Here is a 20,680-nt window from a genome sequence, read left to right as displayed (position 1 = left end):
GGCCGACATGGTGGTGACCACCTGGCCGACCACCTCGCCGCCCTGCGAAGCGACACCGTGCGCGCCGATGGCGAGCTGGTTGGCCTGGCGGGCGTGCTCGGCGTTCTGGCGCACGGTGGAGGTCAGTTCCTCCATCGAGGCAGCGGTTTCTTCCAGGTTGGCGGCCTGCTGCTCGGTACGGCGCGACAGGTCGCTGTTGCCGGACGCGATCTCGCCAGCGGCGAGGGTGATGCTGGAGGCGCTGGCCTGGATCTGGCCGACGATCTGGGTCAGCTGTGCGACGGTGGTGTTGGCGTCGTCACGCATGCGCGCGAACACCCCGTTGAACTGGCCGTCCATGCGTGCGGTCAGGTCGCCGGCGGCGATCGACTGCAGCAGCTGCGAGAGCTGGCTGAGGTTGCCGTCGGCCACCTGCATCATGCTGTTGAGCTGCTCGATCATCACGCGGAAATCGTGATCGAAACGCTGCGCATCACCGCGCTGGCTGAAGTCGCCGGCGGCGGCGGCCGAGGCCAGCTGCTGGATCTGCGTGTTGATGGCCAGCAGGCTGGCCTTGGCCGCGTCCATCGACTCGTGCAGGATCGCGCGGCTGCCGGGCAGGCGGCGGGCGTCCGGGGCGAGGTTGCCGATGGCGTACTGGTTGAGCACTTCAATGGCATCGACGATCGCATCGAGGTGTTCGAAGATCACCGTGTTGATGCCGCTGGCCAGCTGGCCGTAGACGCCCGGGAAGTCTTCCGGAATGCGGTGGCTGATGTCCGGGCCGGCATGCATCTGTGCCATCAACTGGGTCTGTTCGCTGAAGCGGCGCAGCATCGCGGTCATGTCGGCGGTGGCCGCCAGCATGCGGCCAGCCTCGTCCTTGCCGGTGCTCTGGGTGGTGACGCTGAGGTCGCCGCGTGCGACGGCCTGGATGGCGGTCACGGCCTTGCCCAGGGGACCGGTCACTGCACGTGAGATGACGATGGCCAGCGCAGCGGCCACAAGGGACAGCAGGACGATGCAGCCGATGATGGCGATCATGCTGTTGCGATGGGTGGCGTTGGCGTCGGCGATCTTGCCGTCCATCTGGCCGGCGATGTGGGTGCCCAGGGCCTTCATCGCAGCGAACAGGTCGCGACGCGCCGGGCGCGACTGCAAGTCGGAGATCTGCTGTGCCCGAGCGCCATCACCGGCGGCCACGGCGTCGCGCATCGCCTTGTTGGCGGCGAAGTAGCGGTCCAGCTGTGCGCTGGCCGCGCGATAGAGTTCACGCTCCTTGGCCAGCGCCGGCAGCGCCGAGTACGCCGCCAGCTCGTCATGCACGGCCTTGGCGGTGTCGTCCATGCGCTTGTTGTAGTCGGCGACCTTCTCCGGCTGGTCGAGCATGCTCAGCTGTGCAAGTTCATAGGTGCGGAATTCCCCCAGCTGCGAGCGCGCCTCGCCCAGGTGCTGGACCGAGGGGATGTCGTTGCCAGCCATCTCGCGCAACTGCGCGTTGGCTTCGCTCAGGCGCAGCAGTGCGAAGGCGCCGAGGATCAGGGTCATCAAGGTGGTGAGGGTGAACCCCACGGCCAGCTTGCGGGCGATGGGCAGATCTTGGAACCACTTCATGCAGGGTGCTCCAGGTGGGCAGAGTGCCGGCGTCTGTGCGCCGGTTCGGGGGTGGTTGCAGAGCGAACGGGGGTGCCCGGTGGGGTTCGGTGACGACCGTCATTGCGAAATAACGGCGCCGTCCGCGTGGACTTTATGGACGCAGATCACATTCGGTTGCGTAGGGATGACAGCGCGAAAGCGTTGCAGCGGCGTGCTTTCGCTTGGATGAAGTAGTTGCGCCCGCAACCATCATGGCGACGGAGTTCACAGAAGGGATGGGGTCGGATCCCTTTCCTGCGGAAAGGGATCCGACCCCTTGGCAGAGCGCGCACAAACAAAAACCGCCGCCCCGAAGGGCGGCGGTCCAGTACACGCATGCAGCGTGGATCAGGCGGCCTGCGGCATACGCAACGAGCGCACCAGTCCGCCGATGTCGACGATCAACGCGACGCGGCCGTCGCCAAGGATGGTGGCACCGGACACCCCGCCGATACGGCGGTAGTTGTTCTCGATGTTCTTCACCACCACCTGCTGCTGGCCGACCAGTTCATCCACTTCCAGTGCGATCTTCTGGCCATCGCCTTCGACCACGACCACCAGCGATTCACTGCCCGGCGCACGGTTGCCGTAGCCGTAGTACTCGCTCAGCGAGAGGATCGGCAGGTACTCGCCACGTACGCGCAGCACGCGGCCTTCGCCGGCCATGCTGCGGATATCCTCGGCCTGCGGCTGCAACGCCTCAAGCACATAGGCCAGCGGCAGGATCAGGGTTTCGCCGGCAACCGCCACGGTCATGCCGTCGAGGATGGCCAGGGTCAGCGGCAGGCGGATCAGAGTGCGCGTGCCAGTACCCAGGCTGCTTTCGATCTGGACCTCACCGCCCAGTGCCTGGATGTTGCGGCGAACCACGTCCATGCCGACGCCACGCCCGGACAGGTCGGTGACCGCATCGGCAGTGGAGAAGCCTGGCTGGAAGATCAGGTCCCAGACCTGCGAATCGGTCGGGTTGTCCGGTACGGCCAGGCCGCGTTCGGTGGCCTTGGCCAGGATCTTGGCGCGATCCAGGCCGCGGCCGTCGTCGCTCACTTCAATGACGATATGGCCGCCCTGATGCGAAGCGGCCAGGGTGATCGTGCCGGTTTCGTCCTTGCCCGCGCCGCGACGCACGTCGGGCATTTCCAGGCCGTGGTCGATCGAGTTGCGCACCAGGTGCACCAGTGGATCGGCGATCTTTTCGATCAGCCCCTTGTCCAGCTCGGTGCCCTCGCCGACGGTGCGCAGGCGCACCTGCTTGCCGAGGCGGCTGGACAGGTCGCGGACCAGGCGCGGGAAGCGGCGGAACACCGCGTCGACCGGCAGCATGCGCACGCCGATCACCGCTTCCTGCAGGTCGCGGGTGTTGCGTTCCAGCTGGTCCAGGCCGGCGAACAGGCTCTCGGCGTGGACCGGGTCCAGCGCGTGCGAGACCTGCTTGAGCATGGCCTGGGTGATGACCAGTTCGCCGACCAGGTTGATCAGCGCATCAACCTTGTCGACGCTGACGCGGATCGACGTTTCGGCTTCCTGGGTGGCAGCACCGCCGGCGGCAGGCGCAGCAGGCGCTGCCGGCACGACGGCAGCAGGTGTGGAAGGGGATGCAGCAACGGGGGCCTGGGTCGCCAGGCTCGGCGGCGCGGCCGGACGGATGTCCAGCTCGCAGTCGTCCAGCACCCAGGCGAAGGTGTCTTCGATCTTGCTGCGCGGCACCTTGCCGACCAGGCCCAGGTCCCACGCCAGGTGGGCCTCGAGCGGGTCGAGCTGGGCGAAGCCCGGCAGGCGTTCCATGCGCGCGGCCACCTGCAGCGAGCCGAGGTGTTCCAGTTCGCGGATGATGCGCAACGGGTCGTTGCCGCTCATGAACAGCGAGGGTGCCGGGGTGAACCCGATCTGCCAGGCTTCCGGCGTATCGTCCACCTTGGCTGCGGCAGCGGCCGGCGCGCTCGGTGCGGCCTGGCCGGAGAGAACGGCTTCGAGGCGCGCCTTCACTGCGGCGACCGCCGCGGGGTCTGCGGCCTGGCCATGTTCGGCTTCGCGCAGCAGGGCGCGCAGTACATCCACCGAGGACAGCATGGCATCGACGGCATGGCCTTCCAGGGCCCGCTTGCCGGCACGCAGCTCATCGAGCAGCGTTTCCAGCACGTGGGTCAGGCCGGCGATGGCATCGAAGCCGAAGGTGCCGGCGCCGCCCTTGATCGAGTGGGCGGCGCGGAACACCGAATTGATGATCTCCGCGTCCTGCTGCCCCGATTCCAGGGCCAGCAGGCCAGCCTCCATCGCGTCGAGGCCTTCGCGGCTCTCCTCGAAGAAGGTGGCGTGGAAGCGTTGCAGGTCCATGCTCATGGCAGTGGTGGTCCGGAAGCGAAGAAGGGGAGCGGTGCGGGGCGATCAGCCCAGCACTTTCTGCACGGTGGCGACCAGCTGTTCCGGATTGAACGGCTTGACCAGCCAACCGGTGGCGCCGGCGGCCTTGCCTTCGGACTTCTTGTCGGCGGCCGATTCGGTGGTCAGCATCAGCAGCGGGGTGAACTTGTAGTCCGGCAGCTGGCGCAGTTCGCGGATCAGCGCGATGCCGTCCATGTTCGGCATGTTGACGTCGGTGACCACCGCGTTGAAGCGCTGGCCCTTGGCGCGACCGAGCGCGACCGCGCCGTCTTCGGCTTCTTCGACGGCAAAACCGGCCGAGGTGAGGGCGAAGGAAACCATCTGGCGCATCGACGCCGAATCGTCCACCACCAAGATACGTGCGCTCATGCAGCGTTCTCCACAGATTTCAGGTTGTCATGGGTTACGTCCAGGCCCAGGGCCTGGGTGACGCCCAGCAGGCGTGCGGCGTCACGGAAGGTTGCGGTGCAACCGTGGAAGCCGGTGCCCAGGCCTGCCTCGCGGCGGGCCTGCACGAATGCACACAGCACCTGCACGGCGGCCGTGTGGATGCGGGCGACCTGGCTTGCATCCAGGGTCAGCTCGCCTGCCTGCGCCACCAGCGGGGCGAGGCGGTTCTTGAGCTCGGTGCTGCTCTCGATGCCGAGATCCTCACCCAGTTCGACAGTGCTCATCGTTGCTCCGGACAAACGGTTCCGTGATCCATAACGGCACCCCGGCGGGGTTCTTTAGAGGAATCGACGCGGTGCGTCGATGCGGTCGCAGCTGAAAAGGAGACGGAGGGGATCAAGTCGCAAGCGACCTGGCTCTACTGCAGCCCCCTCGGCAGCGGCGACCGCGCAGTGGGGACGTAAGGTGTTGATCCAACGGATCAACTCCTTGCGTCCCCGACAGGCACCGCGTCGGCGCAAAGCGCCGAGCCACTTGCGACTTAATCCCCTCCGTCCCCTTTTTTCCAGATCAACTCAACAGCCGTGTGGCGTCCAGCAGGATCATCGGGCGCTGGCTGACCCGGGCGACGCCGCGGAACAGATCATTGGAGATCTGGCAGATGCGGGCGGTATCCGGGGGTTCGATCTGTGAATCGGTGAGGTTGGCGACATCTTCCACTGCCGACACGCGCAGGCCGATGGTCTCGCCGTCCTCTTCCAGCACCACGATGCGGGTCTGGGCATCGTCTTCTGCCGCTGCGGCGCCGAGGTGCAGGCCGAGGTCCATCACCGGCACCACCTGGCCACGCAGGTTCATGATCCCGAGCATCGCCGGTGCCGTGCCACGCAACGGCAGCAGTGGCACCGGCAACACCACTTCCTGCACTTTCAGCAGTTCCAGCGCATAGGCCTGGGTCCCGCAGCGCAGGCGCAGCCAGCGCGAGGTGCGCTCGCCGGCGCGGCGGTTCTGCGGGTGCGGGCTGCTGGCGGGCTGGTGCGCCTGCGCCTGCAGCTCCTGCCAGGTACCGGGACGGTTGGTGGCCGGGGCATCCAGGGCGACGCGGGGCGGCGGCGCGGCGGCAGCACGCGCGGCCGGGGCGGGCGCGGGTGCAGGGCGCGGTGCCGGGGGCGCAACCACGGCCGGTGGCGGCGTGGGGACATCCTCGCCACCCGCAGCGGCTTCGAACGCAGCCTGCAGACCGGGGCTGTCAGTGTGGGCGAGCTGATGGCTGTCGGCCGCGTCGGTCTCGTAGATCACTTCGTCGGGCAGGTCGTCCCAGGTGGGCTCCGGGCCGGCCTTGGCCGGGGCCATCTCGTGGATCACCTCGTCAGGCAGGTCATCCCAGGTCGGTTCGCGCTCCGGAGCGGCGACCGGCATTGCGGCGGCCTCGAAGGCGGCTTCCAGTGCTGCGTCGTCCTGTGCCGGGGCAACGGCAACAGCGTCCGTCTCATAGATCACTTCAGCGGGCAGATCGTCCCAGGTGGGCTCGCGCTCGGCCGTTGTGGCCGCCTCGAAGGCGGCTTCGAGCGTGGCGTTGTCCACGGCAGGCCCCGCGGCGACGGTGTCGGTTTCGTAGATCACCTCGGCCGGCAGGTCATCCCAGGTCGGCTCGCGTTCCGGTTCCGATGTGCTGTCCGGAGCCGGGGCGGCGCTGTGCGGCGTTGGCAGCACGACGGCCGCCGGGGCGATCGCTTCGCCCAGCAGTTCGTCCAGGTAGTCGTCCAGTACGCCGGTGCTGTTCATGCGGCCTGCTCCAGGGCACGGGCATCCTCACCGAGGATCCAGTTCAGTGCGCGGCGATAGGCGGCCAGGCCGCGGCCCGGATAGTCCTCACCAGCGCTGGGCAGGGTCAGGCCTGCGGCATTGCTGATGCGGGTGTCGATCGGAATGGCGTCTTCCCACACGCGGGTGCCATGGCGATCCTGCATCGTGCGCAGCGACTCGTTGCCGGCGCGGGTGCGGCGGTCGAACAGGGTCGGCAGGATCGAGATCGGCAGCGGGCGGCGGCGCGAGCGCTCGACCATCTCGCCGGTGCGGACCATGCCGTCCAGGCCATGCAGGGCCAGTGGCTCGGCCTGGGTGGGAATGATCAGGCGGTCGGCAGCGGCCAGCGCGTTGATCATCAACAGGCCAAGGGTGGGGGCACAGTCCAGCAGGATGTAGTCGTGCTGGCCCTGGTGACGCGCCAGTGCGTTCTGCAGGGCCAGGCCGAGGCCGGGCTGGTTGGCGCTGCGGCGCTCCAGCGTGGCCAGCGCCGACTGCGCGCAGACGTAGTCCAGGCCGTGGATGCTGCTGGCATGGCACAGGCTGGAAAGATCGGCCGGCGGGGCGCCGAACAGTTCCAGCACGCCCGCCGGTGGCGGATCCACCGGCACGCCGAAGGCGCGGCTGAGCGAGGCATGCGGATCGAGGTCGATCAGCAGCACGCGATGGCCAAGCGCGGCCAGGCCGCGGCCGAGGGCGAGGGTGGTGGTGGTCTTGCCGACTCCGCCCTTCTGGTTGGCGACTGCCCAGATGCGCATCGGTTTACTCCTTCATTGCCGGGGGAACGGCGGCGCCGACGCGGCTGCCAGCCGGCACCGGCGGCAACTTCACCGGTGCGATGGGGGAGGTGGGGGCGGTAGCCGGAGTTGCGGCGGCCTGTTCGGTGGTGCTGTCGTCGACGGCGCCGGTGGCCGCGTTGAGGCGCTGGCCAAGCGGATCCACCGAATGCGAGGTGTCGGCCAGGATGATGACCATCACCCGGCGGTTGCGGTTGCGCCCCTGCGCGCTGTCGTTCTCTTCGCGCGGACGGAACTGGCCATAGCCAACCATCGCCAGCCGTGATGGTTGCACGTCCTGGTCCGCGAACAGGTGCACCACGCTGGCGGCGCGTCCGGCCGACAGTTCCCAGTTCGAAGGGAAGGTGGCGGTGGCGATCGGCACGTTGTCGGTATGGCCTTCCACGCGCACGCTGTTGGGCACGTCGCGCAGCACCTCGGCCAGGCTGGCCAGCGTCTGCCGTGCATGCACGTCCAGCGCGGCCGAGCCGGTGGGGAACAGGATGTCGCTGTTGATCTCCACTTCGATCCACAACTCGGTGCGGCGCACGCTGATCATGCCGCGGTCGATCAGCGGCGCCAGTGCCGCGGTGAGGCGGTCGGCGATGCTGTTGAGCTGGCGCTCGGCACGGGCGATCTGTTCCTGGTTGTGCACGGAGACCGGCATGCGCATCTGCGAGGCCATCGACGGCAGCAGGGTCGGGTCGTGCGACGGCGCGGGCGCGGAGGGGCCGATCTTGGTGCCGGACTTGATCACCGAGGGGCTGTCCCAGCCGCCACCCTGCACCTGCTTGTTACCCACCTGCACCGGGTTGATGGTGCGCGGTGCGCCGCCGAAGGCATCGGTGAGCGCGTCGGCCATGATCCGGTACTTGCCCTCGTTGACCGAGGAGATCGCGTACATGACCACGAAGAAGGCGAGCAGCAACGTCATCAGGTCGGCATAGGGGATCGCCCATGCTTCATGGTTGGCGTGCTCTTCGTGGTGCTTGCGGCGGGCCATGTCAGTGCAGGAAGCCGGAGAGGTTGGTTTCGATGTTGCGCGGGTTCTCGCCCTGGGCGATCGAAATCAGGCCTTCGATGACCATTTCGCGGTCGCGGGTGTTGTGCGAGATCACACTCTTGAGCTTGGCGGCGATCGGCAGGAACAGCAGATTGGCCGAGGCGATGCCGTAGATGGTGGCGGTGAACGCGGCGGCGATGCCGTGGCCGAGTTTGCTCGGGTCGGCCAGGTTCTTCATCACCGCGATCAGGCCGAGCACGGCACCGATGATGCCGAGCGTGGGCGCGTAGATGCCCATCGCTTCGAAGACCTTGGCACCGGCCTGGTCCTGGTGCTCCTGGCTGCCCAGTTCGATCTCCAGCATGTGACGCATCGATTCGGGTTCAACGCCGTCCACCAGCAGCTGCAGGCCCTTGCGCAGGAACGGGTCCTGCTGCGCTTCCACCTGCGATTCCAGGCCCAGCAGGCCCTGGCGGCGGGCGATGTTGCTCCACTCGACGATCTGCTGGATCAGTTCGCGGCGATCGCTGTGCGGCGGGCGCACGACCCAGCGCACGATCTTGAACGCATGCTTGAACACCGCCGGCGAGGTGTGAAGCAGGATCGCGGCAACGGTACCGACGATGACGATCACGAACGCCGCAGGCGACCACAACGACGCCAGGCCAGCGCCCTTGAGGATGCTGCCACCGACCAGCGAGGCCAGGGCGAGAAAGAGTCCAATGAGGCTGAGTCTATCCATGGTTCCGGTATCGGCTTGTATGAATGGGACTTGAGACACCGGGAGAATGCGTACAGACGGTAGTCACAGTTTTCGGGTCGCCGGGCCATGCCCGGCGGCGTTCAGCGTATGCCGTCCACGTCCAGGATCAGTGCCATGCGACCATCGCCGATCAACGTTGCACCGGCATAACCGCGCAGGCCGCGCAGGGCTTTTGGCAGTGGCTTGATGACCACTTCCTCGCGCCCGCGCACCTGGTCCACGACCAGGCCGAAGCGCGCTTCGCCGGCCTGCAGCACCACGATGGTCAGCAGGGTTGACGCGGCCGGCGTCACATCCAGCCACTGGCGCAGGTCGACCAGCGGCAGGGTGTGCGAGCGGCGATCAAGCACGGCGCGGCCATCGAACCAGCCCAGCGAGGTGCGCGGCGCGTGCAGCACTTCCATCACGCGTGCCAGCGGTAGCGCGTAGACGTCCTCGCCGGCCTGCACCAGCAGGGTCGGCAGGATCGCGAGGGTGAGCGGCACGCGGATCAGGAAGCGGCTGCCACGACCCAGTTCCGACTGGATCTGGATCTGGCCGCTCAGTTCGCGGATGCGCGACTGCACCACGTCCATGCCGACGCCACGGCCGGAGATGTCGGTGACCTGCTGCTTGGTCGAGAAGCCGGGCAGGAACACCAGGTGCAGGCATTCCTCGCTGCTCAGGCGGGCGGCGGCTTCCGGATCGATCAGGCCTTTCTCACGCGCCTTCGCGCGCAGCTTCTCCGGGTCGATGCCGGCGCCATCGTCCTGCACCTCGATGCTGACGTAGTCACCTTCCTGCTGCGCCGACAGGCGTACATGGCCCATCCGCGGCTTGCCTTGTGCTTCGCGCAGGTCGGGCATTTCCACGCCATGGTCGATGGCGTTGCGGACCAGGTGCACCAGCGGATCGGCCAGTGCTTCGACCAGGTTGCGGTCGAGTTCGGTTTCGGCGCCGACCAGCTCCAGGTCCACTTCCTTCTTCAGCGAGCGGGCGACGTCGCGGGCGACCTTGGGGAAGCGCGAGAACACCTTGCCCACCGGCTGCATGCGGGTACGCATCACCGCCGACTGCAGGCGGGCAGTGGCGATGTCCAGCGTCGATACGGCGCGGTCCAGCTCCTCGTCGCGCAGGCGTGCACGCAGGGTCTTCAGGCGGTTGCGGGAAAGGACCAGTTCGCCGATCAGGTTGACGATCGCATCCAGGCGCTTGGTGTCCACGCGCACGGTGTGCTCGGCCTCGGCCATCGGCTTGGCCGCCGGCTTGGCTGCGGGCGCCGGTACGGGCGCTGGGCGCGGTGCAGCGGCAGGTGCCGCCGCGACGGTGGCAGCAGGCTTCGCGCCTGGCGCAGCGCCGCCGTGCAGCTGGTCCAGCAGCGCTTCGAACTCGTCTTCGCTGATCAGGCCGTCGTCGGCCTTCCTGGCCGGCGCGACCGCGGTCGGTGCGTTGCCGCCATGCAGCTGGTCGAGCAGGGCCTCGAATTCGTCGTCGGTGATCAGGTCGCTGCCAGCTGCCGCAGGGGCGGCCGCAGCGACCGGCGCGGCAGTGCCACCGTTCATGTCGAACTGCGCGATCAGGTCCGGCGGCGCATAGCCTGGCTCGGTGCCGGAGGACACGGCGTCCAGCATCGACTGCAGGTAGTCCAGCGATTGCTGGGCGGCGTCGAAGTGGTGGGCCTGCAGCACCGCCTGCCCGGCACGCGCGATGCCCAGGGCCTCTTCAGCGGCGTGGCACAGCTCGACCATCGCAGTGACGCCAAGGAAGCCGGCACCGCCCTTGAGCGTGTGGTATCCACGGAACACCGCGTTGAGCTGCTCGGTGTCCTGCGGTGCCTGCTCCAGCGACACCAGCTGTTCGCCCAGGCGATCCAGGATTTCCTGTGCCTCGATGATGAAATCGGCAGTGATGTCGTCGGATACCGCGCTCATGCTTACAGCCCCAGATCCGACAACAGGTCGTCGGCGTCGTTCTGCGAGACCGCGTGGCGGTCCAGTCCCTTCAGTGCCGGCCCGGCCAGTTCCGGGTCGGTGCGATGCTGTTCCGGCGGCAGGCCGAGTGCGCCGAAGCCCTCGTGCACGCGGCGGACGATGCCGACCACGCGACGGATGATCTGCCCGGTCAGGTCCTGGTAGCTCTGGGTCAGGGCGATCTCGGTCAGGTTGTGGCGGATGCGCTCGAGCTGCGCGTCCTGGCCCGGCTGCAGGCCTTCAGCGCGCAGCTGTTCGGTCAGGCTGCGGCATTCCTCGGCCAGGTCCAGGGTGCGGTGCGTGGCCTGTTCGGTCATGGCCACCACGTGGTCCAGGCGTGCGCAGGCGTCGTCCAGCTCACCGGCCTCGCTGGGCACGGTCGGCAGCTCACCCAGTGCCTGCCCCAGCTCGCGGGCCAGCCGCGAGAGGCCGCTCATCATCGGCTGCGTACGCAGCGCGACCAGTCCGTCGATGCGCTGCCGCCAGGCGGCCTCGTCACCGGACTCGAGTGCGTCCAGGGCTTCCTGCAGGCGCAGGGAGAGGGCGCTCTTGTCGACCGTGGTATCCATCAGGCGCTGGCCGCCAGGCGTTCGAAGATCTTGCCGAGCTTCTCTTCCAGCGTCTGCGCAGTGAACGGCTTGATGATGTAGCCGTTCACGCCGTTCTGGGCGGCTTCGATGATCTGTTCGCGCTTGGCTTCGGCGGTGACCATCAGCACTGGCAGGGTCTTCAGCTTGGCATCGGCACGGATCGCCTTCAGCAGCTCGATGCCGGTCATCACCGGCATGTTCCAGTCGGTGACCACGAAATCGAACGGCTGGCTCTGCAGCAGCGACAGCGCGGCATGCCCGTCCTCGGCTTCGGCGGTATTGGTGAAGCCCAGATCGCCCAGCAGGTTCTTGACGATCCGACGCATGGTCGAGAAGTCATCGACGATCAGGATGCGCATGTTCTTGTTCAAAGCAGAGTTCCTTTGTTGTTCATTCCGGGCGGCCGGGGGCAGCCGCCTCGGGCATGTTCATTCTTCCAGGCCGGCGTCCGCCGCCTCGAAAATCTTGAGCCGGCCACGCAGGCGCAGCACCGCCTGGCCGTGGATCTGGCAGACCCGCGACTCGCTCACGCCGAGCACCGCGCCGATCTCCTTCAGGTTCAGTTCCTGCTCGTAGTAGAGCGAGAGCACCAGCTGTTCGCGCTCGGGCAGGTGGCCGATGGCCTTGCCCAGCTCGCGGCCGAACTCACCACGCTCCAGTACCTGCTGCGGGGTCGGGCCGCCCTGGGCGACGGTGTCCAGCTCGCCCTGGTCCTCGATGCGCGACTCCAGGCTCAGCACCTGGCCACGTGCGGCGTCTTCCATCAACCGCAGGTATTCGGGCAGCGGCATCTCCATCGCGGCGGCCACTTCGGTGGCGCTGGCGGCGCGGCCGCTGCTCTGTTCCAGGCGGCGGATGGTGGCGGCGGCATCGCGTGCACGGCGGTGCACGGAGCGCGGCACCCAGTCGCCACGGCGGATCTCGTCGATCATCGAACCGCGGATGCGGATCGAGGCATAGGTCTCGAACGAGGCGCCCTGGTCGGCGTCGTAGCTGCGCGACGCTTCTATCAGGCCCATCATGCCGGCCTGGATCAGGTCGTCCACTTCAACGCTGGCCGGCAACCGCGCGGCCAGGTGGTGGGCGATGCGCCGCACCAGGTCCGAATGCTGGGCGATGACCTCGTTGGCCGCCGAGCGCTGGACTTCCCTGTACTGGGCTGCGCCTTTCATGCGGCCACCCCGCGCTGCTTGAGGATGCGCTCGAGGAAGAACTCGACGCCGCCACGCGGTTCGGTCGGCGCCTGCCAGCGTGCGGTGCGACGCGCGATCTCGGTGATCGCCAGCGCGGCCGGGCTGGACGGGTAGGCCTTCACCACCGGCTGCTGGCGCTGCACCGACAGGCGCAGCCAGTCGTCCTGCGGCACGCAGCCCAGGTAGTTCAGCGAGACATCGGCGAGGAACTTCTCGCAGACGCGGGTCAGCTTTTCGTACAGCACGCGGCCCTCGTTGGGGTCGCGCACCATGTTGGCCACTACCTGGATGCGGTCCACGCCGCGTTCGCGCGACAGCACCTTGATCAGCGCGTAGGCGTCGGTGATCGAGGCCGGCTCGTCACAGACCACCACCACGGTGTCCTGCGCGGCCTGGCAGAAGGTCAGCACGCCGTCGGTGATGCCTGCGGCGGTGTCCACCACCATGATGTCCAGTTCGCGTTCCAGCTCGGAGAACACGTTGACCAGGCCGACGTGCTCGGCCGGGGCCAGCTCGGCCATGTGCCGGCGGCCGGACGCGGCCGGCACCACCAGCACGCCGTTCGGGCCTTCGACGATGACGTCGTCCAGCGAGCAGCGGCCGGCGACCAGGTCGGCCAGCGTGAAGGTCGGGTTCAGCCCCAGGATCACGTCGATGTTGGCCAGGCCCAGGTCGGCGTCCAGCAGCAGCGTGCGCTTGCCCATCCCGGCCAGTGCCACCGCCAGGTTGGCGGACACATTCGTCTTGCCCACGCCGCCCTTGCCGCCAGTGACGGCAATGGTGCGCACAGGGCCGAGCGGCTCGCTGCGGGTGGCCGACAGCGGGAAGGTCTTGGTCAGCTTGGCGTACTCACGCGACGGCATGGTTCAACTCCGGGTTGCAGGGCATATCGGCCGCTCGGCGCAAATCTTCAAGGCGAAGTACAAGATTGGCTGCACTGGCCCGGTGCAGGTCGTCCGGAACGTCCTGGCCATCGGTCACCCAGGTGATCGGCAGGGCGTGGTCCACGGCCACTGACAGGGCGTTGCCGAAGCGGCCCGTCTCGTCCAGCTTGCTCAACACCAGGCCCTGCAGGTTGGCGGCGCCGAAGCGGCGGACCACCTCGTCCATGTCGCCGAAGCTGGTGTTGGCCGGCAGCACCAGCAGGGTGCGTACCTGGCGGGCGGCGCGCAGCCACTGCAGCTGCGCGGCCAGCGCGCGGTCGCGCGGGCCCAGCCCGGCGGTGTCGATCAGCACCAGCTTGTAGTCCTTCAGGCGTTCCAGCAGCTGGTCCAGGTCGGTGCCGCTGTTGGCCTCGTGCACCGCGATGCCGAGCTGGCGGCCGTAGCCGTACAGCTGCTCGCGGGCGCCGATGCGGGTGGTGTCGGTGGTCACCAGGGCCACGTCGCGCGGCGCATGCTTCTCGGCGAAGCGCGAGGCCAGCTTGGCGATGGTGGTGGTCTTGCCGGCGCCGGTCGGGCCGACCAGGGCGATCACGCCGCCTTCTTCCAGCGGGTCGACCGGGGCGATCGGCAGCTTGCGCGAGATCAGCCCCAGCATCAGGCCGCGGCCACGATGGGCTTCGGTCTCCAGCGGGATCTGCATGGCCACGTCGCGGGCCAGCCCGGCGTCGAAACCGTACTCGTCCATCAGGTCCAGCGCGGTGGCGCGCACCGGGCTGCCACGCAGGCGCTCGTCGGTGAAGCGGTTCATCTCGCGCTCGATCACCTGGCGCATGCCGGCCACTTCCTGGCGCAGCTGGCGGATCTCGGCGTCGTCCTGGGCAACCACGGTCAGCGTCGGTGCCGGGGCCAGCATGGGGGCCGGGCTGGCTTCGCCGGCGGCTTCGACCGCTGCCGGTTCGCTGGCGGCGATCCCGGGCTGCGCTTCGGTCACGGCAGCGGTCGGCAGCGGCGGCGGCTGCACGGCCGGGGCCACGCTTTCGTGATGCATGTCGTGCGGCGGGTCGATCTGGAAGCGGGCGCGGTTGGCCGGCACGGTAGCGGCCGGTGCAACGATGGCCTCGGCGAACGGGGCGAAGCTCTGTTCGGGTAGCGCCGGTTCGTTGACGGCGGCGCGCGCCAGGGTGGCGGCGAAGCCAGTGCTGCCACGGGTCGGCACGATCTCGTCGGCGCTGTCCAGGGTACGGCCGGTGGCCCCAACGGCCGCACGGGCGAGGGCGGCCACCGCCGAGGTGGTGGCGGCGACCGGTTCCGGCGCCGGGGTGCTGCTGCGGCGGCGGGTGACCGCGGCGATCACCGCGTCGGCGGCGGTGCGCGGCTTGGGTGCCGGCGGCGGTGCGACATCACGGCGCGAGGCTTCCAGTGCACGCTGCACGGCGCTCTCGTCGTAGTTGGCCGCGGCGACGATCTCGATGCCTTCCTCGATCCGGCGGTTGGACAGGATCACGGCGTCAGGACCATGTTCCTTGCGCACCAGGTTCATGGCCGAGCGCATGTCGGCGGCGACGAATCGTTTGATTTTCATGCTGTGGTCACGGGACGAAGACGGCGGGGTGGCGGTCGGAGAACTCGGGTGGTCGGTGGTCTGCACGGTGCGGGTTCCCCTTGGTATCTGTATGTTGCGTTGGTTCGAAGGTGGTGTCTGTTTTCTGGCGCATCGGTGGGCGGCGTCAGCTGATCGTTCCGACCAGCTTCAGGCGCTTGTCCTCCGGCACCTCGCTGTAGGCCAGGACCGACAACGACGGAACGCTGTGGCGGACCAGGCGCGCCAGCGCGGCGCGCACCGGGCCCGGTACCAGCACGACCGCCGGCTCGTTTCGCGCTTCCTGCTTGCTGACACATTCGGCCAGGCTCTGGTGCAGTCGCTCTGCGAGTCCGGGTTCCAGCGCGGCGCCGTTGCCCTGCGTGGACTCCTGCAAGACACGTTCCAATTGCGGGTTGAGGGTGAACACCGGCAGCTCCGCCGACATTCCGGCGATCTCCTGCACGATGAAGCGGCCCAGCGCGGTGCGCACGGCAGCGGTCAGCACCGCCGGGTCCTGGCTGCTGGGCGCGTGTTCGACCAGCGCCTCGGCGATCTTGCGCAGCTGTCGGATCGGGATGCGCTCCACCAGCAGGTTCTGCAGCACGCGCACCACCGCCGACAGCGGCAGCGCCTTCGGCGTCAGATCTTCGACGAGCTTGGGCGCGCTCTTGGCCAGGTTGGCCAGCAGGTGCTGCACTTCCTCGTGGCCGAGCAGTTCCGGCGCATGTTCGCGGATCAGGTGCGAGAGGTGGGTGGCCACCACGGTGGCCGGGTCGACCACGGTGTAGCCCAGCGTTTCAGCCTGGGCACGCTGGTGCGGCTGGATCCAGGTGGCATCCAGGCCGAACGCGGGATCCTTGCCGGCAATGCCCTCCAGGGTGCCCAGCGCGCTGCCCGGGTCCAGCGCCAGTTCGCGGTCGGGGTGGATCTCGGCGGTGGCCACCGGCACGCCGTGCACCAGCACGCGGTAGCCGTTGGCGGGCAGTTCCAGGTTGTCGCGGATATGCACCGACGGAATCAGGAAGCCGACGTCCTGGGTCAGCTTGCGGCGCACGCCCTTGATGCGCGCCATCAGTTCGCCGCCCTGGTTGCTGTCCACCAGCGGGATCAGCCGGTAGCCGACCTCCAGGCCCAGCGGATCGACCGGGCGCAGTTCGTCCCAGCTCAGTTCGGCGGTCGGCGCAGGTGCCGCCGGGCGGCCGAGTGCGTTGAGTGCGGCCGCGTCATTGCCGGCGGCTGCCGGGTCGGTGGCTGCGGCCTTGCCCTTGCGGTAGACCTTCCAGGCGATGAAGCCGAGGATCGCGGCCAGCGTCAGGAAAGCGACGTTGGGCATGCCCGGCACCAGGCCGACCACGCCGATGATGCCGGCGGTGATCGCCAGCGCGCGGTACTGGCCGAACACCTGGCCGGTCATCGCCTGGGCCATGTCCTGCGAGCGCGAGGCGCGGGTCACCAGCATCGCCACCGCGCTGGAGACCAGCAGGGCCGGCAGCTGCGCCACCAGGCCGTCACCGATGGACAGCAGGGTGTAGGTGGCAGCGGCTTCGCCGAACGGCATGCCATGCTGCAGCACGCCCACGGCCAGGCCGCCGAGCATGTTGATGAACAGGATCAGGATGCCGGCGATGGCGTCACCGCGGATGAACTTGCTGGCGCCGTCCATCGCGCCGTAGAAGTCGGCTTCCTCGCGCACTTCCTCGCGGCGCAGCTTGGCTTCTTCACGCGTCAGCAAACCGGCGTTGAGGTCGGCGTCGATCGCCATCTGCTTGCCGGGCATTGCGTCCAGGATGAAGCGCGCGGTCACTTCCGAGACGCGGCCGGCGCCCTTGGTGATCACCACGAAGTTGATGATGGTCAGGATCGCGAACACCACGATGCCGACCGCATAGTTGCCGCCGATCACGAATTCGCCGAAGGCGGCGATGACCTTGCCCGCGGCATCGTGGCCGTTCTGGCCGTTGAGCAGGATCACGCGGGTGGACGCCACGTTCAGCGCCAGCCGCAGCATGGTGGTGATCAGCAGCACGATCGGGAAGATGGTGAAGTCCAGCGGGCGCTTCACGTAGACCACCGCCAGCAGCACCATCAGCGAGATGGCGATGTTGAAGGTGAACAGCGCATCGAGCACCGGCGCGGCCAGCGGCACCACGACCATGGCCAGCAGGGCCAGCACGATCAGTGGCGCGCCAAGGCCCTGGCGGATCATTTCCAGGGCGCGGCGGGTATTGAAGCCGGCGGAGGGCTGGGCGCTCACGGGCGGCCCCCCTTGCCGAATTCATCCACCTGGATGTGCGGGGCGTCCGGCATCGGGCCAGTGCGCCAGGCGCGCAGCTGGTAGACGTAGGACAGGACCTGGGCGACGGCCGAATACAGTCTCACGGGGATTTCCTTTCCGAGTTGGCCTTCCCGATACAAGGCGCGTGCCAAAGGCGGGGCGGAGACGATCGCGACCTTGTTGCCGTCGGCCACCTCACGGATGCGCAGGGCGGTTTCGTCCACGCCCAGGGCGACCACGGTGGGAGCATTCATGGTCCCACCCTCGTACTTCAGGGCCACCGCGTAGTGCGTCGGGTTGACCACCACCACGTCGGCGGTGGGTACCGCCTCCATCATCCGGCGGTTGGCCATCTGCTGCTGCAGCTGGCGGATGCGGCCCTTCACCTCGGGGCTGCCCTCGCTTTCCTTCATTTCCCGGCGCAGCTCTTCACGGGTCATCTTCAGTTTGCGCATCCAGTTCCAGCGCTGGTAGGGCGCATCGATGGCGGCCAGCACCAGCATCGCGCCGGCGGTGGCCAGCAGCAGGCGCAGGGTGAAGCCCAGGCCATCGGTGATGGCGGTTTCAAGCGGGTGGTGGATCAGCCCGCGCAGGGTGTCGAAGCCGGTCCAGACCACCAGCCCGGCGGCGACGCCGACGAAGGCCACGCGCAGCAGCGATTTGGTGAACTCTGCAATGGCCTCCGGGCCATACAGGCGCTTGAGCCCGCTCATCGGGTTCATGCGGTTGATGTCGGGCAGCAACGCCTTCTGCGACCAGCGCAGGCCGCCCATCACCAGCGGGGCGACGAAGCTGGCCAGCAGGCAGACCAGCACCAGCGGTGCGATCACCAGCATGAACTGCAGCAGCAGGTCGCCGAAGTGGCCGAACAGTTCCTTCGGGTTCTGCCGCAGGCTCTGTTCCGGGCTGAGCGCCTGCTTCATCCAGGCCGTGGCGCCACGGCCGATCGAGCCGCTCATGGCCATCACTGCCAGCACGCCGGCACCGAAGACGGCGGCGGTGCCAAGTTCGCGCGAGCGCGGCAGGTTGCCTTGTTCACGGGCGTCGCGCAGGCGTTTTTCGGTAGGTTGTTCGGTCTTTTCGCCGGCGGATTCGTTCTCGGACATCACGGGGCACTACGGCAGGGGATGCCGGGGTGCGTGCAAGAAGTGTTCCGTGATGGGCCGTTGCCTATCCACGCATGGTATGGATCTACTGTAGGGAGTCGCTGGCGGGGCGCAGGGGAATCGTCAGAACACTGTCGCTGTGCCAATCCACCTGCAGCGGGGTGCCCGCATCAGCGGCCGATTCGTCGCTGACATCGCGGCCGCTGCCGTGGTTGACCTGGTGCATGGCGTCCTTCAGCACATCCACCTTCACCAGCAGGCGGCTGCCGGCAGCCAGGCGGCGGGCGACCATGCGCGTGCGATCGAAGGGCAGGTGGGTCCATTGGCCGGGCTGCAGCAACTGGCGCGTGCCCGGGTCACGCACGTGGCTGGCCCGGCCCATGTAATAGGACAGCTGCATCCGGTGTCCATCGGCCATCAGCTCGTACAGGGTGACGGTGAAATCGAAGTCGCGCTTGTTGATCCGCACCTTCAGGTCGCCGGAGAAGCTGCCCACCAGATCCATCGGTCCGGTGAAGGGTTCCGAGACATAGGCCAGCGCGGTGTCGGCTTCATCCTGTGCTGCGACGATGGGGAACGGGTAGTAGCCGTGCCGCATTTCGTTGCGGTCGGCCATGTCCACGGTCTGCTCCAGCTGGCCCGGCGCTGGCGGCTGTTCCTGCAGGCGGTGGTAGCCATCGGGCGAAGCGGGTGCGGCCGACAGGTGGTAGCGGCGATGGGCACCCGCGGCGGCGTCCAGTGTTGCCGCATGCCCCCAGCGGTTGGCGCCCATCAGCTGGTAGTTTACGCGGTCGGGCACCAGCGCCGGGCGAGGGGCGCCGCGCAGCATATGGTCCAGCCACTGGAAGGTCAGTGCGGGCGTGTCGAACTGCGCGACAGGATCCAGCTCATGGCCACGTAGCTGCATCGGCTTGAGCGCCGACTGCGCACCGCGGTGGTCGTAGGGGCCGATCAGCAGGGCATGGTCGGCAACGGGGCGGTGCCGCAGGTGGTCCTTGAAGTACTGCAGTGCCGAGATCTGGCCGTCGTCGTAGTACCCGGTGATGGTCAGCACCGGGATGCGGATGTCGTCGAACTGGTCGCCATAGGGAACCATCGACTGCCAGTAGGCATCGTACGTCGGGTGATCGAGCCAGCGCTGCAGCCAGGGGTTGGGCGTGCCGTCGATCTGGTCGATCTGCCGGTAAGGGCGGCCGGAGGCATACCAGCGGCGGGGCAGCTGTGACCAGCGTTCGTTCTGGTTGTAGGTGTCGTTGTCCAGCATCGGGCCATTGGCCACATAGAACGCCCAACCGTAGTTGGCACTCAGGAACACGTTGTTCTCCATCGGCAGGCCCTGGCCGGGGATGGCGGCAACGTAGGGCACGATGGTCTTCAATGCGGGATGGTGATGGCGCGCCGCCGCCCAGGCAGTAAAGCCCTCGTAGCTGCCGCCATACATGGCCACCCGGCCATCGCTCCATGGCTGGCGGCTGATCCAGTCGATGGCCGCGTTGGCGTCCGCGCCGTCATGCTCGTAGGGGGCGATGGTGCCGCTGCCCTGGCCCTTGCCGCGCGCATCGACCACGATGCCGGCGTAGCCATGCGCGGCGGCCAGCAGCATCTTCTGCCGGTTCTTGGGTGGATCGGTGTAGATGGTGAACAGCATGGCCGCAGGCAGGGGCGCCGATGCGGCGCGAGGGCGGGCCAGCTGCGCCGACAGCACGACGCCATCGCCAACGGGGATGCGCAATGCGTCGTCGATGGCGAAGCGGCGCTGCTCTTCCTCCGCGACCAGCGGAGGGGCCAGGGCAGCGGCCAGGGTCTGCGCACGCAGTACTGCCCGCAGACGCAGCAGTTCCAAAGCGACAGCCTCGGCAATGGTCGTCGCCCCCGCCTGTGCCGCGACGGCCTGCTCCAGCTGGGCGCGCACCGGGGCTGGCTCAACCGAGAGTGCGGCACCGGCCTGCACCGCGGCAACGTCGTCGAGGGCGGCGAAGGTGGCGTGGAAGGCGCGCGCATACTCCGCTGCGTCCTGCTCGCCGGCGGTGACGAGCAGCAGCATCGGCAGCCAGCGCAGCATCGCCGCGGTGTCGCCGTCGCTTGCAAGCGATGCGCGTGCCTGCTGGATCGATCGCCGCGCTTCGGCCGTCTGGCCCATCGCCACCAACGCGTGGCCGCGCTGTGCATCGGTCAGGCTGGGCGACTTCAGCACGCCCTGGCCAAGGGCCTGCAGGGCAGCGTCGACCTGGGCCGGGGAAGCATCGGCTGGCAATGACCACGGCAGATCAGCGGCAGCAGCGTGGCCAACAGCAAGGGCCAGCAACAGGCCAGCAAGAGTGGTGCGTAGGGCCACGGGCGCTTCCTTGGATGAGGGTGGAACGGCCC

The 20,680-nt window shown here is 68.2% G+C and carries 17 protein-coding genes; all 17 read right to left on the bottom strand.

The features are described 5' to 3' along the window. On the bottom strand, positions 1–1,593 hold a 1,593-nt coding region (locus tag AC5P78_RS20315), incomplete at its 3' end, for a HAMP domain-containing methyl-accepting chemotaxis protein (protein ID WP_495217347.1). Between the two features lie 369 nt (positions 1,594–1,962). Continuing rightward, positions 1,963–3,954, bottom strand: a complete 1,992-nt coding sequence (locus AC5P78_RS20310; protein WP_005409520.1) for a chemotaxis protein CheA — start codon at positions 3,952–3,954, stop codon at positions 1,963–1,965. Positions 3,955–3,999: 45 nt separating this feature from the next. After that, the gene (locus AC5P78_RS20305; RefSeq protein ID WP_005409521.1) at positions 4,000–4,365 is read right to left on the bottom strand and encodes a response regulator; all 366 of its coding nucleotides are present in this window, start codon (positions 4,363–4,365) and stop codon (positions 4,000–4,002) included. After that, positions 4,362–4,670, bottom strand: coding sequence for an STAS domain-containing protein (locus AC5P78_RS20300; protein ID WP_005409522.1), 309 nt, complete (start codon positions 4,668–4,670; stop codon positions 4,362–4,364). Before AC5P78_RS20300 ends, AC5P78_RS20305 begins: the two co-directional genes overlap by 4 nt. Positions 4,671–4,956: 286 nt before the next feature. Then, positions 4,957–6,171, bottom strand: a complete 1,215-nt coding sequence (locus tag AC5P78_RS20295; RefSeq protein ID WP_065183654.1) for a chemotaxis protein CheW — start codon at positions 6,169–6,171, stop codon at positions 4,957–4,959. After that, positions 6,168–6,950, bottom strand: a complete 783-nt coding sequence (locus tag AC5P78_RS20290; protein WP_099484538.1) for a ParA family protein — start codon at positions 6,948–6,950, stop codon at positions 6,168–6,170. Before AC5P78_RS20290 ends, AC5P78_RS20295 begins: the two co-directional genes overlap by 4 nt. Before the next feature lie 4 nt (positions 6,951–6,954). After that, positions 6,955–7,971 carry a flagellar motor protein MotD gene (motD, locus tag AC5P78_RS20285; RefSeq protein ID WP_138970240.1) on the bottom strand — a complete coding sequence of 339 codons (1,017 nt, stop codon included), beginning with the start codon at positions 7,969–7,971 and terminating at the stop codon, positions 6,955–6,957. Position 7,972: 1 nt separating this feature from the next. Beyond that, complete coding sequence (locus tag AC5P78_RS20280; RefSeq protein WP_005409527.1) at positions 7,973–8,713, bottom strand: flagellar motor protein; 741 nt, start codon at positions 8,711–8,713, stop codon at positions 7,973–7,975. 101 nt (positions 8,714–8,814) lie between these two features. Next, positions 8,815–10,644, bottom strand: a complete 1,830-nt coding sequence (locus AC5P78_RS20275; protein ID WP_043035731.1) for a chemotaxis protein CheA — start codon at positions 10,642–10,644, stop codon at positions 8,815–8,817. Positions 10,645–10,646: 2 nt separating this feature from the next. After that, entirely contained in the window at positions 10,647–11,252 is a 606-nt protein-coding gene (locus tag AC5P78_RS20270; RefSeq protein WP_012480099.1) for a protein phosphatase CheZ, read from the bottom strand. Continuing rightward, positions 11,252–11,644, bottom strand: a complete 393-nt coding sequence (gene cheY / locus AC5P78_RS20265; protein WP_005413247.1) for a chemotaxis response regulator CheY — start codon at positions 11,642–11,644, stop codon at positions 11,252–11,254. The genes AC5P78_RS20270 and cheY overlap by 1 nt, the downstream gene beginning before the upstream one ends. 57 nt (positions 11,645–11,701) lie before the next feature. Then, entirely contained in the window at positions 11,702–12,445 is a 744-nt protein-coding gene (locus tag AC5P78_RS20260; protein ID WP_005413248.1) for an RNA polymerase sigma factor FliA, read from the bottom strand. After that, positions 12,442–13,329 (bottom strand): MinD/ParA family ATP-binding protein, encoded by an 888-nt coding sequence (locus AC5P78_RS20255; protein ID WP_005409532.1) that lies wholly within the window; start codon positions 13,327–13,329, stop codon positions 12,442–12,444. Before AC5P78_RS20255 ends, AC5P78_RS20260 begins: the two co-directional genes overlap by 4 nt. Then, entirely contained in the window at positions 13,316–14,932 is a 1,617-nt protein-coding gene (gene flhF, locus AC5P78_RS20250; RefSeq protein ID WP_099561910.1) for a flagellar biosynthesis GTPase FlhF, read from the bottom strand. Before flhF ends, AC5P78_RS20255 begins: the two co-directional genes overlap by 14 nt. Before the next feature lie 145 nt (positions 14,933–15,077). Continuing rightward, on the bottom strand, positions 15,078–17,138 hold the full coding sequence (gene flhA, locus AC5P78_RS20245) for a flagellar biosynthesis protein FlhA (protein ID WP_169449112.1): 2,061 nt from the start codon (positions 17,136–17,138) through the stop codon (positions 15,078–15,080). Positions 17,139–17,182: 44 nt separating this feature from the next. Then, the gene (gene flhB, locus AC5P78_RS20240; protein WP_099561911.1) at positions 17,183–18,313 is read right to left on the bottom strand and encodes a flagellar biosynthesis protein FlhB; all 1,131 of its coding nucleotides are present in this window, start codon (positions 18,311–18,313) and stop codon (positions 17,183–17,185) included. A gap of 85 nt (positions 18,314–18,398) precedes the next feature. Further along, positions 18,399–20,648 carry a CocE/NonD family hydrolase gene (locus AC5P78_RS20235; RefSeq protein ID WP_138970239.1) on the bottom strand — a complete coding sequence of 750 codons (2,250 nt, stop codon included), beginning with the start codon at positions 20,646–20,648 and terminating at the stop codon, positions 18,399–18,401. Positions 20,649–20,680: the final 32 nt, after the last annotated feature.

It is taken from the genome of Stenotrophomonas sp. YJH_SMC_133, assembly GCF_059370655.1.
This window is presented reverse-complemented; position numbering and strand designations above follow the sequence as displayed.

Excerpts from the sequence above, each read along its gene's own strand:
- AC5P78_RS20310 (WP_005409520.1), bottom strand. The coding sequence starts at position 3,954 with ATGAGCATGGACCTGCAACGCTTCCACGCCACCTTCTTCGAGGAGAGC.
- AC5P78_RS20305 (WP_005409521.1), bottom strand. The coding sequence starts at position 4,365 with ATGAGCGCACGTATCTTGGTGGTGGACGATTCGGCGTCGATGCGCCAG.
- AC5P78_RS20300 (WP_005409522.1), bottom strand. The coding sequence starts at position 4,670 with ATGAGCACTGTCGAACTGGGTGAGGATCTCGGCATCGAGAGCAGCACC.
- AC5P78_RS20295 (WP_065183654.1), bottom strand. The coding sequence starts at position 6,171 with ATGAACAGCACCGGCGTACTGGACGACTACCTGGACGAACTGCTGGGC.
- AC5P78_RS20290 (WP_099484538.1), bottom strand. The coding sequence starts at position 6,950 with ATGCGCATCTGGGCAGTCGCCAACCAGAAGGGCGGAGTCGGCAAGACC.
- motD (WP_138970240.1), bottom strand. The coding sequence starts at position 7,971 with ATGGCCCGCCGCAAGCACCACGAAGAGCACGCCAACCATGAAGCATGG.
- AC5P78_RS20280 (WP_005409527.1), bottom strand. The coding sequence starts at position 8,713 with ATGGATAGACTCAGCCTCATTGGACTCTTTCTCGCCCTGGCCTCGCTG.
- AC5P78_RS20275 (WP_043035731.1), bottom strand. The coding sequence starts at position 10,644 with ATGAGCGCGGTATCCGACGACATCACTGCCGATTTCATCATCGAGGCA.
- AC5P78_RS20270 (WP_012480099.1), bottom strand. The coding sequence starts at position 11,252 with ATGGATACCACGGTCGACAAGAGCGCCCTCTCCCTGCGCCTGCAGGAA.
- AC5P78_RS20260 (WP_005413248.1), bottom strand. The coding sequence starts at position 12,445 with ATGAAAGGCGCAGCCCAGTACAGGGAAGTCCAGCGCTCGGCGGCCAAC.
- AC5P78_RS20255 (WP_005409532.1), bottom strand. The coding sequence starts at position 13,329 with ATGCCGTCGCGTGAGTACGCCAAGCTGACCAAGACCTTCCCGCTGTCG.
- flhF (WP_099561910.1), bottom strand. The coding sequence starts at position 14,932 with ATGAAAATCAAACGATTCGTCGCCGCCGACATGCGCTCGGCCATGAAC.
- flhA (WP_169449112.1), bottom strand. The coding sequence starts at position 17,138 with ATGATCCGCCAGGGCCTTGGCGCGCCACTGATCGTGCTGGCCCTGCTG.
- flhB (WP_099561911.1), bottom strand. The coding sequence starts at position 18,313 with ATGTCCGAGAACGAATCCGCCGGCGAAAAGACCGAACAACCTACCGAA.